The 13,466-nt window shown below is 63.5% G+C and carries 14 protein-coding genes and 1 pseudogene; 3 read left to right on the forward strand and 12 right to left on the reverse strand.

Annotated features, from left to right (window positions below; genetic code table 11):
* Positions 1 to 91: 91 nt before the first annotated feature.
* The 5 genes from prmA to aroQ all read right to left on the reverse strand — a co-directional run bounded on the left by prmA (position 92) and on the right by aroQ (position 3,973).
* The gene (prmA, locus tag COW1_RS09450; RefSeq protein ID WP_096364960.1) at positions 92 to 979 is read right to left on the reverse strand and encodes a 50S ribosomal protein L11 methyltransferase; all 888 of its coding nucleotides are present in this window, start codon (positions 977 to 979) and stop codon (positions 92 to 94) included.
* A 215-nt stretch (positions 980 to 1,194) separates the two neighbouring features.
* A complete protein-coding gene (gene accC, locus COW1_RS09455) occupies positions 1,195 to 2,535 on the reverse strand; it encodes an acetyl-CoA carboxylase biotin carboxylase subunit (protein WP_201344003.1) in 1,341 nt (446 codons plus the stop codon).
* Between the two features lie 66 nt (positions 2,536 to 2,601).
* On the reverse strand, positions 2,602 to 2,967 hold the full coding sequence (locus tag COW1_RS09460) for a GxxExxY protein (RefSeq protein ID WP_201344004.1): 366 nt from the start codon (positions 2,965 to 2,967) through the stop codon (positions 2,602 to 2,604).
* A gap of 73 nt (positions 2,968 to 3,040) precedes the next feature.
* On the reverse strand, positions 3,041 to 3,502 hold the full coding sequence (gene accB / locus COW1_RS09465) for an acetyl-CoA carboxylase biotin carboxyl carrier protein (RefSeq protein WP_201344005.1): 462 nt from the start codon (positions 3,500 to 3,502) through the stop codon (positions 3,041 to 3,043).
* 18 nt (positions 3,503 to 3,520) lie between these two features.
* Positions 3,521 to 3,973: a type II 3-dehydroquinate dehydratase gene (aroQ, locus tag COW1_RS09470; RefSeq protein WP_370590861.1), complete on the reverse strand. Its 453-nt coding sequence runs from the start codon at positions 3,971 to 3,973 to the stop codon at positions 3,521 to 3,523.
* 143 nt (positions 3,974 to 4,116) lie between these two features.
* On the opposite strand from aroQ, the gene COW1_RS09475 reads away from it, so the two are divergent.
* The 3 genes and pseudogenes from COW1_RS09475 (at position 4,117) to COW1_RS17045 (ending at position 6,406) form a co-directional block, all read left to right on the forward strand.
* A complete protein-coding gene (locus COW1_RS09475) occupies positions 4,117 to 4,686 on the forward strand; it encodes a Uma2 family endonuclease (protein ID WP_201344007.1) in 570 nt (189 codons plus the stop codon).
* Positions 4,687 to 5,107: 421 nt separating this feature from the next.
* Positions 5,108 to 5,407: pseudogene (locus COW1_RS17255) on the forward strand (YbaK/EbsC family protein); the annotation flags it as partial.
* Between the two features lie 183 nt (positions 5,408 to 5,590).
* A complete protein-coding gene (locus COW1_RS17045) occupies positions 5,591 to 6,406 on the forward strand; it encodes an HDOD domain-containing protein (protein WP_242466413.1) in 816 nt (271 codons plus the stop codon).
* Between the two features lie 26 nt (positions 6,407 to 6,432).
* Here COW1_RS17045 and COW1_RS09485 read toward each other — a convergent pair whose 3' ends face one another.
* The 7 genes from COW1_RS09485 to COW1_RS09515 are packed head-to-tail and all read right to left on the reverse strand — an operon-like array spanning position 6,433 to position 13,465.
* The gene (locus COW1_RS09485) at positions 6,433 to 8,163 is read right to left on the reverse strand and encodes a TadG family pilus assembly protein (RefSeq protein WP_201344009.1); all 1,731 of its coding nucleotides are present in this window, start codon (positions 8,161 to 8,163) and stop codon (positions 6,433 to 6,435) included.
* A complete protein-coding gene (locus COW1_RS09490) occupies positions 8,160 to 8,444 on the reverse strand; it encodes a DUF3613 domain-containing protein (protein WP_201344010.1) in 285 nt (94 codons plus the stop codon). Before COW1_RS09490 ends, COW1_RS09485 begins: the two co-directional genes overlap by 4 nt.
* Positions 8,425 to 9,129: a hypothetical protein gene (locus COW1_RS09495; RefSeq protein ID WP_201344011.1), complete on the reverse strand. Its 705-nt coding sequence runs from the start codon at positions 9,127 to 9,129 to the stop codon at positions 8,425 to 8,427. Before COW1_RS09495 ends, COW1_RS09490 begins: the two co-directional genes overlap by 20 nt.
* An 8-nt stretch (positions 9,130 to 9,137) precedes the next feature.
* The gene (locus COW1_RS09500; protein WP_201344012.1) at positions 9,138 to 10,058 is read right to left on the reverse strand and encodes a type II secretion system F family protein; all 921 of its coding nucleotides are present in this window, start codon (positions 10,056 to 10,058) and stop codon (positions 9,138 to 9,140) included.
* 7 nt (positions 10,059 to 10,065) lie between these two features.
* Entirely contained in the window at positions 10,066 to 10,965 is a 900-nt protein-coding gene (locus tag COW1_RS09505) for a type II secretion system F family protein (RefSeq protein ID WP_201344013.1), read from the reverse strand.
* Between the two features lie 8 nt (positions 10,966 to 10,973).
* Positions 10,974 to 12,251, reverse strand: a complete 1,278-nt coding sequence (locus COW1_RS09510) for a CpaF family protein (RefSeq protein ID WP_370590862.1) — start codon at positions 12,249 to 12,251, stop codon at positions 10,974 to 10,976.
* Positions 12,248 to 13,465, reverse strand: a complete 1,218-nt coding sequence (locus COW1_RS09515; protein ID WP_201344015.1) for a pilus assembly protein CpaE — start codon at positions 13,463 to 13,465, stop codon at positions 12,248 to 12,250. Before COW1_RS09515 ends, COW1_RS09510 begins: the two co-directional genes overlap by 4 nt.
* Between the last annotated feature and the right edge of the window lies 1 nt (position 13,466).

The raw sequence follows: 13,466 nt of genomic DNA on the forward strand, positions 1-13,466 counted from the left end.
AGAGAAAGTAGGATGGGTGAAGGCGCGCAGCGCCGCAACCCATCGCCGGTAACGACGCGGTCATGATGGGTTGCGCTGCGCTCCACCCATCCTACGCGTACTGGTCACGGCGTCTGCCGCTGATTCTAACCCAGCCGTCCTGCTGATCCACCACCAGGTGCTCAAAGGCAGCGGCATAGGCCGCGCGGACCATGTCTGACTGTTCGGCCAGGATGCCGGACAGGACAATCATCCCGCCGGGGCGCACCTGCCCGGCCAGGGTCGGCGCCAGTTCCACCAGCGGGTTGGCGAGGATATTGGCCAGCATCAGGTCGGCCTGCAGCGCCGGCACATCCTCCGGCAAACAGGTGTCGACGCCCTCGCCCACGCCGTTGCGCCCGGCATTGTCGCGGGTGGCAATCAGGGCCTGGGGATCGTTGTCCACAGCCCAGACATGACGCGCGCCCAGCTTGAGCGCGGCAATGGCGAGCACGCCCGAGCCGCAGCCGTAGTCGATCACCTCCAGGTCCGCCGGCGGGTGCCGGTCCAGCCATTCCAGACACAGGGCCGTGGTCGGATGGGTGCCGGTGCCGAAGGCCAGTCCGGGGTCGAGCAGAATATTGACCGCGTCCGGATCGGGCGGCGGCTGATGCGAGGGGCAGATCCAGACCCGCTCGCCGAAGCGCATGGGCCGGAATTCATCCATCCAGGCCCGGACCCAGTCGCGATCCTCCAGGGTCGCTGACTCGATCCGTTCTGCCGCCTCGCCCAGCGGCGCCCGCAGACCGGCAATCAACTGCGCCGGCTCGGCCCCGGCCTCGAACAGCGCCACCACCCGGGTTCGCGACCACAGGGGCGTGGCCCCCGGTGCCGGCTCCAGCACCGGCTCGTCGGCGGCATCCTGGAAGGTCACCGAGACCGCGCCGGCCTCCAGCAGCAGGTCGGAGAGTTGCTCCAGGTCGAGATCACCGGCTTCGAGAGAGAGTTGAATCCAGGGCATGTTTAATTGATCAAGAGCGCCACGGAATACACGGAAGGCACGGAAATGAGATTGGCGACAGGACTAAAGACATCGTCATCCCCGCGCAGGCGGGGATCCAGCAGCCGCGGCGGTTTATGGATTCCCGCCTGCGCGGGAATGACGTGGGTAATGTTTGGGCTTTCAAGAATCAATAAGTTCCGTGCCTTCCGTGTATTCCGTGGCGCTCCTGATCTTCACAACCCCAGTTTCTTCTCCAGGTAGTGGATATCGGTACCGCCGCGGATGAAGGCACTGTCGCTGCAGATGTCGCGATGCAGTTCGATGTTGGTCCTGATGCCGTCGACCACCAGTTCCGACAGCGCCCCGCGCATGCGCGCCAGCGCGGCCTCGCGGGTCTCGCCGTGGGCGATCAGCTTGCCGATCATGGAATCGTAGTTGGGCGGCACCCGGTAACCGTTGTAGATATGCGAATCCCAGCGGATACCGGGGCCGCCGGGCGGATGAAACTGCTGGATGGTGCCCGGCGAGGGCAGGAAGCTGCGCGGGTCCTCGGCATTGATGCGGCACTCCACCGCATGGCCGCTGATGTGGATGTCGTCCTGGCGGTAGGACAGGCCCTGGCCGGCGGCGATGCGCAGCTGCTCCTTGACGATGTCCACGCCGGTGATCATCTCGGTGACCGGGTGCTCGACCTGCACCCGGGTGTTCATCTCGATGAAGAAGAACTCGCCGTTCTCGAACAGGAACTCGAAGGTCCCCGCGCCGCGGTAGTTGATTTTGCGGCAGGCCTCGGCGCAGCGCTCGCCCATCTGGGCACGCTGCTCGGGGCTGATGCCCGGCGCCGGCGCCTCCTCGACCACCTTCTGATGGCGGCGCTGCATGGAGCAGTCGCGCTCGCCCAGGTGGATGGCGTTGCCCTCGCCGTCGGCCAGCACCTGGAACTCCACATGACGCGGATGCTCCAGGAACTTCTCCATGTACACCACGGCGTTGCCGAAGGCCGCCTCGGCCTCGGTCTGGGTCAGGGTGATGGCGTTGAGCAGCGCCGCCTCGGAGTGCACCACCCGCATGCCGCGCCCGCCGCCGCCGCCGGCGGCCTTGATGATGACCGGGTAGCCGATCTCGCGCGCCAGCCGCAGGTTGGTGTCGGGGTCCTCGCCCAGCGGTCCATCCGAGCCCGGCACGCAGGGCACGCCGGCGGCCTTCATCGCCTTGATGGCGGCGACCTTGTCGCCCATGGTGCGGATGGTCTCGGCGCGCGGGCCGATGAAGATGAAGCCGCTGCGTTCGACCTGCTCGGCAAAATCGGCATTCTCGGACAGGAAGCCGTAGCCGGGATGGATGGCCACGGCATCGGTGACCTCGGCCGCACTGATCAGGGCCGGGATGTTGAGATAACTCTCCGTCGAGGGCGCCCCGCCGATGCACACCGTCTCGTCGGCCAGGCGCACATGCTTGAGGTCCCGGTCGACAGTGGAATGCACCGCCACGGTACGGATATCCAGTTCCCGGCAGGCGCGGAGGATACGCAGCGCGATCTCGCCGCGGTTTGCGATGACAACTTTATCCAGCATGGTTTATCGATTTCATAAAAATTAAGAGCGCCACGGAATACACGGAAGGCACGGAATGATTCAATTTCAGATGATAATGCGCTTGATCTCGGCCCTGGGATGGGTGAAATTCACCAGCAATCCCACCTTTTTGCTGCTGGCACGCAGGTAATTGACCAATTGCGCCTCATGCACTTTAGACAGCTCTGTTTGGGCCTTGAGTTCAACAAGCACCTTGGACTCAACCAGAATATCGGCCAGATATTCACCCACAACCTCGCCCTTGTATTCGACCCTCAAGGGCACCTGCGACTCAGCATTGAGCCCCTGCAGGCAAAGTTCCCTGAGCAGCGCCTTTTCGTATACCTTTTCCAGAAATCCAGCACCCAGCTGCCGGTATACCTCATAAACACACCCACGGATACCGTAAGTCAGCCCTTTTTCCACCAACATATGCGTTCCTCCCTGAACACATTAATATTTTTCCGTGCTTTCCGTGTATTCCGTGGCGCTCTTGATCCTGAATTCACTCAATCACGAACAACGGCTCGCCGAACTCCACCGGCTGGCCGTTCTCGACCAGGATGGCCACCACGGTGCCGGCCTTGTCGGCCTCGATCTGATTGAGCATCTTCATCGCCTCGATGATGCACAGGGTATCACCGGCATTGACCCGCTGACCGACCTCGACGAAGGGCGTGGCGCCCGGCGAGGGCGCGCGGTAGAAGGTGCCCACCATGGGCGATGTGACCTGGTGCCCGGCCGGGATGGCCGGCGCGGCCTCCGCGGCCGGCTCCACCGCACCCGTCGCGGGCATTGGCGCAGCGGGGGCTGCGGCCGGGATGGGCGCGGCGGCCTGCACCAGGGTCTGGACGCTGGAACTGTTGCGGCTGATGCGCACCGACTCCTCGCCCTCGTGGATCTCGATCTCCGCGATGCCGGATTCCTCCAGCAGCTCGATCAGTTTCTTAACCTTGCGGATATCCATATTCTTTACCGTAATCAGTTAGTTACGCGACAAATAGTCATGCGCGGCGCGCAGCGCCAGTTCGTAGCCGATCGGCCCCAGGCCGCTGATCACCCCGACCGCGATGTCGGAGAAATAGGAATGCGCCCGGAATTCCTCCCGGGCATGCACATTGGAGAGGTGCAGTTCTATAAAAGGTATATCCACCGCCAGCAGGGCGTCGCGCAGCGCCACGCTGGTGTGAGTGAAGGCGGCGGGATTGATGATGATGAAATCGGTCCGCCCCCGCGCGGCCTGCACCCGCCCGACCAGCTCATGCTCGGCATTGCTCTGGAAAATGTCGACATCGGTGCCCAACTCGCCGGCCAGGGCCGTTATCCCCGCCGAAATATCATCCAGGCTGCGAACCCCGTAGTGGCCGGGTTCGCGGGTGCCCAGCAGGTTGAGGTTGGGACCATTTATGACGAGAACTTGCGGCAATTTTGCGCCCATCTGCGGAGAACCGACCGGTTCGACGGAAAGTGACGCCTATTATGCCGGGGCTGACGGAAATGTCCAGCCTACGGCCCGCCGTTATTGACCCGCCCACGCCACCAACCTATTCTGACCCGGCCACCCCGGAAAGGACACAATCCATGCCGACCTCCGCCCCCGACAGCCCACAGCGCCATCGCCTCAACGTGGAGGATTACCACCGCATGGCCGAGGCCGGCATCCTGGGCGAAGACGCCCGGGTGGAGTTGATCGAGGGAGAGATCATCGATATGACGCCGATAGGAAGTCGGCATGCCGCTGCCGTGAAGCGACTTATCCACATACTGAGCCTCGGCGTCGGCGACGCAGCCATCGTCTCGGCCCAGGATCCGATTACTCTTGATTCTCATTCCGAACCCCAGCCCGACCTCGCCCTGCTCAGACCCCGTGTGGATTTCTACGCCTCCGCCCACCCCCGACCCGCCGATGTCCTGCTGGTAATCGAGGTTGCAGACAGTTCACTCGCCTACGACCGCGACATCAAGCTCCCCCTCTACGCCCGTGCCGGCGTCCCCGAGGCCTGGCTGGTAGATACCGAGGCCGGCAGCCTGACCTGCTTCATCGACCCTGCCGCCGATGGCTACCGCCATGCCGGGGTGATCAAGGAACTGGGCACTGTCCGCATCACGGCTCTGCCTGGGCTGGAACTCGATCTGCAGGGCCTGTTCTGACAAGAACACAGTCGCCGGCATTTCTATACTGCTAAACCGAAACCTGCTTCAGGCAAGGTAACAGACGTCAGCTTCCAGTCACCGAACATCTATCACGACAGTTTGACGACGGATTCTCCCCAACCATCAAAACAGTCCTGCACACGAGTCTCTGATTTCCTACATAGTTGTCAGACGCAGAAGAAATAATCTGCCTGCTCCAGCCCTAACATCAAACAAAACCCGATATTTCTCGCGCCTTTGGCACGATCCATGCTTTTCCTGGATTCCACTTAAACATACTGAAACAAGGACCAGGAAAGTCATGGAAACAGACACGCGCCCGGAACCGCTTCCGCCACCCGGCCTGAAGCGATTCCTGGAACAGCAGAAAATACACTACCGGGTGACAACAAACCCGTCTTCCCGTGACCCGGGCCGGATGGGGAGCCTAAGATGCCGCAGTGTTGCACTGGAGGACGTCCGGGGAACCGTGCTGGCCCTGGTCCCGGAAGACCACATGGTCGACATACACCTTCTGAATGGAATGCTCGGCCGCGAGCTCCATCCCCTGAATGAAGCCCGGCTCCGTTCCGTGTTCCCCGACTGCAGCCCCGGCTGCACGCCGCCACTGGGACAGCCTTATGCAGTAGAGACCGTCGTCGACGTTGGGCTGTGTACCGGGCTCGAACTCTCGCTTCAGAGCGGGCGGGACCAGATACGACTGCTGGTACCGACACGCGACCTGCAGCGGGCTCTCAACGACTGTGCGCTGGGACGGTTTTCATATCCTCCGTCTCCGCACCGACCCAAGCCACCCGGACTCCCGCGCATGCCGCCCGATTCCCGATTCAAACCGGCGTTGGCCGAGCTCTTTCCGGAACGGGCCGCGCGTTCGGCCGAACAGTGCCAATCACTTCCAGTCATGCCCGTCACCGCCCGCAAGCTGCTGGAGGTGGCCGCCGATGCCAACGCCGGTGCCCGCGATCTCAGGCTGGCGGTCGGGCAGGATCCCGCCATATCAGCCAGGCTCCTGCAGTGCGCCAATGCGCCGGCCTACGGCTTTTCCGGGCGAGTAAGCGATCTGGATACCGCAATCGCGCGCATTCTCGGCTTCGACCGGGCGCTGGCCATCGCCTTCGGCATGAGTCTGCGCGAGATCCTGGGACAGAATGAGCCGGACGCCGAAGAACTGGAGTCCTATCATCGTAACGCGGTCTACCGCGCCACCCTGGCAAAACATCTGGCCGGCAGCATGCCAGCGAAATCCGGGGTATGTCCCGGCACTGCCTACATGGCAGGCCTGCTGCACAACATCGGGCTGCTGTTCCTGGCCTGCAAGTTTCCAGAGCAGCACCGGATTCTGATCGACAGCGCACAACTCAATCCCGGTGTTCCGCTTGTTCACCTGGAATCCTGCCTGTTGGAAATCAGCCATCAGGAACTCGGGGGGCAGTTACTGGAAGGCTGGGGACTACCGCACGAACTGGTCGTGGCCACTCGCTATCATCATGATACAGACTACGACCGTGAGCACTCGGCCTACAGTCAGCTGATGAGACTATGCTCGGCCCTGATCCCCAAACAGGGAGTGTTTGCCGGCCATGACGATGCGGCCCCCGACAGGGACAGGCTCGTCAGGTACCTGGGTTTGAATGAGACGACGGTCGAAACGGCGCTTCAGCGTCTGGCCGATACGCATCCTCTGCTCGACGAACTGGCGCACCGGCTGGCCGCATGAATCGGGTCAGACCCGGGTCCGCGGATTCATCCGGCCAGCCGCGGATCCCGGCGTTGGATGTCGATCAACTCCACATCAACCCCTCCAACATGCACGCCCAGAGCGCGCAGAAGCGGATCCAGCAGTAGATCATCGATCACATTGAGCAGCGGCGACAGCAGTGCATTGGCCAGTGCGCCGTCGATATCGGTCAGGGTCAAACCCAGCATACCCAGCAGGCCGCCGCCATTGAGCGTAATATCAAGAGATGAACCCAACGAGCCGGTCATGCTATCCAACGCACCCGCCAGTGGGGTGCCCGCCGTCTGTTGCTGTGGCAGCGGACTGGCCTGGCTGACCGTGTAATCCAATTGAGCATCCCGGGGAGATGCAGCCCGGCTGTCGATCGCGACGTCCGCAGTCAGCGATGCGGCACCGCTGAGGACATCAAGCGACAGCGTCGGCGTCGGGCTGATGCCGCTGGCCGGGTCGCCGATGTCGTCAAACTGGCCGATACCGAGATCAACAGCACCGGTACGCGCCCCGATCCTGACTGCATGCGCCAGACTGTCAGCATCGGCACAGCGGATCTGCTCCAACCAGGCCGAGGCCCGGGCGATATCGGCATACAGCTTCAGGCTGCCGTCGACCTCAAGCAAGCCACCAGGGGTCGGCAGACCATTGGAGTCAGACAGATCGACACTGATCTCCAGGCGCCCCTGCCCAGTCCTGACCAGCGTCCTCCAATCGCCGCCGGCATTCCGCCCCGGCAGCCCGATGACGTACTGCGGCCCTTCGATCAGGTGCAGGTCTACATCCACGTCACCCAGCCCCAGCGGCAGATTCAGGGTCAGGGGGATATTGACCATATTGCCTTTGTTGGCGATCTGAGCCGAGCCGCTGACCAGGTCGAATACATTCAGATCCACCTCCGCGGCATCCTCCTTCCGGTCGGAACTGACACGGATCAGATCGCCCACATCGATGTCATCAGGCATGGCCGCGGCCATCGCCAAGTCGTTGATGTCGGCATAAGCTGCATTGCCGCTGCCCAGGGCGCTCGCCATGACCTCCAGGAATTCACCCACCGTCATGCTGGCGTTGAGGAAACCCTCGACGCTGTCGGCACTGTGACCGAGCGCAGCGGAGGCCGTGGCCAGTTCGCCCAGACTGACCTTGGCCGCCGCCAGCCCCTCGTAGGAAACTGCGCTCAGGCTGACTGACCCGCCCAGCAGACCGCTCATGACCGGATTCAGTACCAGGGAGTCGTCACTGCTGACCGAGCCCAGGAAGCTGCCGACAGAAAAGGCACCCAGTACCACGTCATGCGCCACGGCCTGACGCTGCAGCCGGGTATCACCACCCAGCCAGCCGCCCGCCACCAGGCTGCTGGGCACGGTCCCCGTGGTCGTCACCCGGACGGCATTGACTTCGGCCATCGGCCCGCCGGGGACGAAGGTATATCTGCCGTTGACGGTGGAGAGCGTGCCCGTCTCCACCGCGTTTTCTCCCACGAGATCCCCTGTGTAGCCGTTGCGCTGGGCACTGGCCTGAGCGGCAGCCGCCAGTTCGGCCTGACTGAGCGAGGTCTTCCCGGCACACCAGCCGGCGTCGGTCATTGCATCCATCGCCGCCAGATCGGCGGTGTCCTGCAGCTTCTTGGCTACCCAGCCCAGGCGACCGACATCGATGGCCAGGGCGGCGAAGATCACCGCCATCGCCAGAGCGCCGATGGCACTGAAGCTGGCCGCCCCCGAGTGTCGCTGCCGTTGGGTCATTCGCTCACGAAGCCGTCCTGCTGCTCGAAATAGGTCTCGGGAATCGGGTACTCGAACGATTCCAGATAACGGGTCCAGACCCGTGCCGCCGCCTCTCCCGGCTGTCCCGGGGTGGTTGCAGCCTGGCGGCCGCTGGCCTGCAGCTCAAGCCAGGCCCGGACACCGGCTTCCCCAGTGGGTTCTCCATCACGCAGCGGCGCCGCCACCGCGGTCTGAGCAACCAGCAGGACTGCCAGCAGGCCGAGCGTGCTGATCGGGCACTCAATCCACCGCTTCATCATGACCAGACTCCTTCAGTACTTGCTCACGCAGCGCCATGGCATGACGCTGCAACCGCCGGGTTTCGGCGTCACTCAGTTTCAGTGAACGGCCGTAACGCTGAGCGGCCTGCTCTTCGCCGGCGACCAGCATCGTCAGCAACAGATTGCGGGCGGCCCTGCCCTCGCCTGCCGACAGTTCCAGCGCGGTTTCGAACTCCACCCGCGCCTCTGCCGGCCGCCCGCTGAGCAGCAACGCATAACCATAGTCATTGCGCACCCTGGGATCGGCGGTCAGCATTTCGCGCGCACGCAGAAGATGCTTCACCGCACCATCCAGGTCCCGGCGGGCAGCGGCAACCAGGCCCAGCCCGTGATGGCCGGCGCCGGGCAGACAGCCCTCACTGAGACGGCGATACAGCGCGACCGCAGAGTCGTATTCCTTCACCTGCCGATGGGACTCGGCGCGCAGATACTGCGCCAGCGGTCGCGCGGCAACATCGTCGGGCAGCGCATCCAGATGCGCCATGGCCGCACGCGGGCGGCCGGCCCTGAGTTCATCCTCGATCAACCCCAGCTTCAGCCGCTCTCCGTCCTTGAGTTCGGCGCAATCGGTATCCGCCGCAAGGGCGGTCGTCCGCTCACCGCCCGGTCTGACGGCCGCATTCATGCAACCGCCGAGCAGCAGCGCCACGACCAGCAGCGTCATACCCGCCCTCATCGTACGCCTCCCAGCGCAGCAGCCAGGGCCATGACACCCGGCCCGGCGACGAAGATCATCAGAGCGGGGAACAGAAACAGCACCATGACCACCGTCATCTTGCCCGACAGCTTGCCTACCTTCTCCCTGAGCCGGGTCCGGTTGCGATCCTCCATCAGCAGGGCCATATCGGCCAGGCTCTTCTGCACGTTTCCGCCCTGGCGGCTCAACTGGGCCAGCATTTCCGCCAGATCGGACAATTCATTGACACCGACCTGCACCGCCCACTCGCCTAGTACCTCGGACCGTTCCATGCCTGCTTCGATGCGCTTGAGCACCCATTCCAGTTCTTGCCGGACCCGCGGCAACAGCACACCGCCCTGGGCATGCAGGGTGCGCAGCGCCTGCTCGATTGACAGGCCGGCATCGAATAGCATTTTCATCAGATGCACCATGATCAGCGCCTCATCGGCCAGCGCCCGCCGGCGTGAATCGGCCAGATATCGTAGAACATAGCGTGGTGTCAGGTAGCCGAACAGCACACCGAATATGAACGCTGCCGGGGCCAGTCGCATCTCGTCTTCGGTCAGCAGGATATACATAACGCTCAGCAGGGCGAACAAAAAGGGGGCAATGACCACGCCCGCCTGCACCAGGACACGCACGTCCGGGCGCAGAATACCGGCATTATCCAGCAAGCTGCGCAGGTCGGAACCGGGTTGACGCAGCCCGATCCGTTTCAGCCAGGATTCAAGCAGACGCACGATTCCCGCTTCATTCGAGGCCGATCCCGAATCCGAATCCAGTTTGAGCAGATGGCCGAAACGCTGATCGGACAGGACACGCAACCGCACCGTACCGCACAAGCTGTAGCACAGAAGACCGAGGCTCACGAGCCCCAGCAAAGACGCCAGCAGTACAAGCACTTCTGTATTCATCCGACGCTCATATACTCTTGATCATCCGCCACAGAATCAGACCGCCAGCGGCCTGCAGCCCAAGGGCCAGATACAGCACACTGCGTCCCGCTTCAGTATTCCACATCGAGTCGAGATAACCCGGATTCATCGCCAGCATGTAACCGGCGACCAGCAGCGGCAACAGGCCCAGCACCCAGGCACTGAAGCGGGTTTCGCCGGTCAGGGCGGCGAATTCGCGTCGGGCCTGCTCCTGCTGCTTGACCATGGCGGAAACACTGTGCAGCAGGGCCTTGATGCTGCCGCCGTAGCGTTGATGCACATCCATGGCCAGTGCCAGCAACTGAAATTCCTTGACTGCCATGGCATTGGCGGCAAGCTGCAGCTGTTCGCCCAGATCGCTGCCCAGGTCGACGTTGGCCTTCACCCGCAGCAGGATGCCCTGCAGCGGCTCCCGGGCCAGCGCCGCCGCCTGCGCCAACGCATTCTGCAGCGAGTGGCCCGCCGCCAGCGAGCGCTCCAGGTTGTCGACGAACCTCGGCAACTGCGCCAGCAGCAGTTCCGCCCGTTTCCTGTAGCGGTACTGAAGCAGGGCGTAGAAGACGAGCAGGCCGACCATGAGGACCATCACGGCGGCGGCCGGACCGTGACGCAGGGCGACATAGAGCGCCAGCAGGCCGGCTACGCCCACCCCGGCCCGCAGGCGGCGCTGATCCGGCGCCAGGCCGGCCCGCGTCAGCACATTCTCATAGCGCCGACACAGCCTGCCCCACCAGCCTGCCCGGATCTGGCTGGAGCGCGGCTGTGTGTAAAGGACAGCGAAGCGTTCACTGATGCGTTTCTCCAGTCCCGCATCCCGGCCGCCCCGCATCAGGATCGCCGCCAGCCCCAGCAGCATCCCGGCCTCGGCAATCACAATCCAGGTCATCGGCGACATCAACGTTCCCCGCCCCCGTGCGCGGGACGGCTCACAAGCTTGGCGGTCTGCGGTTTGCCGCCAACGCGCCTGAAGCTGTCGCTGTGTGCATCGTGGACAAAGAGTTCATGAATCGCGTAATGGCCATCCTGTACGCCCACCAATTCCATAATCTGGGTGATCCGGCGACGTCCGTCCGGCATGCGTCCGACATGCACCACCAGATCGACGGCCGATGCGATCATCTCCCGCAGCGTCTCCTCCGTACCCTTGAAGGCCGCCAGTCCGGCGAGCATACCGAGCCGGCTCAGCGCATCCCGGCCGCTGTTGGCGTGCAGCGTGCTCATCGAGCCTTCATGGCCGGTGTTCATGGCCTGAAGCATGTCCAGCACCTCCATGCCGCGGATCTCACCGAGCACAATGCGATCGGGGCGCATCCGCAGCACGTTGCGCACCAGGTCGCGGGCGGTGACCTCGCCCTCGCCCTCGATATTCGGAGGCCGCGTCTCCAGGCGCACGACATGGGCATGATCGAGTTGCAGCTCGGCAGCGTCCTCGATGGTGACGATGCGCTGGCTCTCGTCGATGTAACGGGTCAGGATATTCAGCAGCGTGGTCTTGCCCGAACCGGTGGAGCCGCTGATCAGAATGTTGCAGCGGGTCTCGACCGCCCGGCACAGAAACTCCAGGATGTCCTCGTCGAGCGTACGGTAGGCCAGCAGGTCACTGGAGCGCAGCGGCTCCTTGCGGAACTTGCGGATGGACAGACAGGGCCCGTCCAGCGACAGCGGTGGGATGATCGCGTTCACCCGGCTGCCGTCGGGCAGGCGGGCATCGACCATGGGGTTGGTCTCGTCCAGCCGGCGTCCCAGCGGAGCGAGGATCTTCTGAATCACCCTCAGCACATGATTGTCGTCGATGAAGCGCAACTCCGTCTGCTGCAGCCGGCCGCCGCGCTCGATGTAGATGTTGCCCGCGCCGTTGACCAGGATATCGTCGACCTTGTCATCGGCCAGCAGTCCCTGCAGGGGCCCATAGCCGGTCAGTTCATCGATCAACTCCCTGACCAGTGCCTCGATATCGTCCCGATTGACCGCCAGGTGATGCTCGCTGATGTAGCGGCTGATCCTGCCGTGCGCATAGCTGGAGAGGACCTCCGGCTCCCATTGTTTGAGCGAGACCTGGTCGTCCTCTATGCACTGGATCAGGTACCGATGCAGCCGTGACTTGAGATCCTGATATTCGTCAGTGTGCTTGAGGCTGTAGTTCCGCGAAAGACCGATGATATCCATTCTCATTCCTCACTGACGAACAGGCCCTTGACCCGCTCCAGCAGACGCCCTGCCGCCGAGGTCCCGGCAGCCACGCCACCGTGCTCCGCGTCCCGGAACAGCTGACGCGACAAGGCGCGCACCCGGGCGCAGTAGGGTTCCTTAGGCGAGCCTTCGAACATGCTCACACCGGAGTTGATCACGTTCAGACGCGCCAGGCCGCAAGGCGGCAGTGTGGCCAGCATCGGCAGACCGAAACCCCGCGCGATCACATCAGCCCCGGGCGCAAGCTTGGAATAGTAGCGGTCCACTACCAGCCCCATGTGATCGCTGGCAATCTTCTGCGAGGCTATATGCTGAATCATGGTCATGTTCTGCTGCACGCTGGGTACGCTCTGCTCGACCACCACCAGGGTCTGATCCGCGTGGCGGATCAGGACATCGAAGAATTCGGAGGTCGGCAGCCCGCCGAGGTTGACCACGATCCGGGGAAAGAAGGCCCGCAGGGTACCCAGCAGCACAAAGATGTCGGCCGAGGTGATGTCATGCATCCCGGTGGCATCATTGCCCATGTCCAGGATCCTCAGCCCACTGGAATGCGCGGCGAAGGCGCTTTCGATCAGAGTCTCGTCCAACCGCCTCAGGCTGCGCACGGCATCCACGAAGGTATAGGAGGATTTGATGTTGAGATAGAGGAGCGCGTCGCCCTGCGGCACTCCCAGATCCAGCAGCAGGGTCCGCTCCTGCGGGGCCTGTTCCTGCGCCGCCAGCGCCAGATGCAGCGCGAGCATGACCGTATCGCTGTCCGGCCGGGCGTTGGCCAGCGCGATCATCCGACTGCCGCGCTCGCCCTGCTGGACCTGCGGCAGGCGCTGCCCCAGCCGGTTCACCAGCGCCGCCACCTGCGTCCGGTCCTCGCCTGGCATCAGGTAGTCCCGCGCCCCGGCACGCATCATAGCCAGTACCAGGTCGGCATCATCGCTCCTGGAGAGCGCCACCACCGAGATCAGCGGCTTGACGCTGAGCAGACCTTCGATCATCGAGGTCTGCTCCAGCAACTGCTCGCGGTTGACGTCGATGAACACGATCAGGGCGCCGGTGACATCGATGATCTGCAGGATGCGCTCGAGGCTGTTGCCGTCGGCAACCACGATGTCGCCGGTCTCGCCCAGCGCGCTCTGCAGCCACCTGATGTGATCATCCCGGCTGCTGACTACGACATAGCTTCGTTTCGCACGCATA

It is taken from the genome of Thiohalobacter sp. COW1 (genome assembly GCF_016629505.1).
In the GTDB taxonomy this organism is placed as follows: Bacteria; Pseudomonadota; Gammaproteobacteria; order Thiohalobacterales; family Thiohalobacteraceae; genus Thiohalobacter; species Thiohalobacter thiocyanaticus_A.

What these genes read in the sequence shown, in the direction of transcription:
- COW1_RS09460 (WP_201344004.1), bottom strand. Translation starts at nt 2,967, where the DNA reads ATGTTGGTGGAAAAAGGGCTGACTTACGGTATCCGTGGGTGTGTTTAT.
- COW1_RS09515 (WP_201344015.1), bottom strand. Translation starts at nt 13,465, where the DNA reads ATGCGTGCGAAACGAAGCTATGTCGTAGTCAGCAGCCGGGATGATCAC.
- COW1_RS09505 (WP_201344013.1), bottom strand. Translation starts at nt 10,965, where the DNA reads ATGACCTGGATTGTGATTGCCGAGGCCGGGATGCTGCTGGGGCTGGCG.
- COW1_RS09510 (WP_370590862.1), bottom strand. Translation starts at nt 12,251, where the DNA reads ATGAGAATGGATATCATCGGTCTTTCGCGGAACTACAGCCTCAAGCAC.
- COW1_RS09475 (WP_201344007.1), top strand. Translation starts at nt 4,117, where the DNA reads ATGCCGACCTCCGCCCCCGACAGCCCACAGCGCCATCGCCTCAACGTG.
- accC (WP_201344003.1), bottom strand. Translation starts at nt 2,535, where the DNA reads ATGCTGGATAAAGTTGTCATCGCAAACCGCGGCGAGATCGCGCTGCGT.
- COW1_RS17045 (WP_242466413.1), top strand. Translation starts at nt 5,591, where the DNA reads ATGCCCGTCACCGCCCGCAAGCTGCTGGAGGTGGCCGCCGATGCCAAC.
- COW1_RS09485 (WP_201344009.1), bottom strand. Translation starts at nt 8,163, where the DNA reads ATGACCCAACGGCAGCGACACTCGGGGGCGGCCAGCTTCAGTGCCATC.
- COW1_RS09500 (WP_201344012.1), bottom strand. Translation starts at nt 10,058, where the DNA reads ATGAATACAGAAGTGCTTGTACTGCTGGCGTCTTTGCTGGGGCTCGTG.
- COW1_RS09495 (WP_201344011.1), bottom strand. Translation starts at nt 9,129, where the DNA reads ATGACGCTGCTGGTCGTGGCGCTGCTGCTCGGCGGTTGCATGAATGCG.
- COW1_RS09490 (WP_201344010.1), bottom strand. Translation starts at nt 8,444, where the DNA reads ATGATGAAGCGGTGGATTGAGTGCCCGATCAGCACGCTCGGCCTGCTG.
- aroQ (WP_370590861.1), bottom strand. Translation starts at nt 3,973, where the DNA reads ATGGGCGCAAAATTGCCGCAAGTTCTCGTCATAAATGGTCCCAACCTC.
- prmA (WP_096364960.1), bottom strand. Translation starts at nt 979, where the DNA reads ATGCCCTGGATTCAACTCTCTCTCGAAGCCGGTGATCTCGACCTGGAG.
- accB (WP_201344005.1), bottom strand. Translation starts at nt 3,502, where the DNA reads ATGGATATCCGCAAGGTTAAGAAACTGATCGAGCTGCTGGAGGAATCC.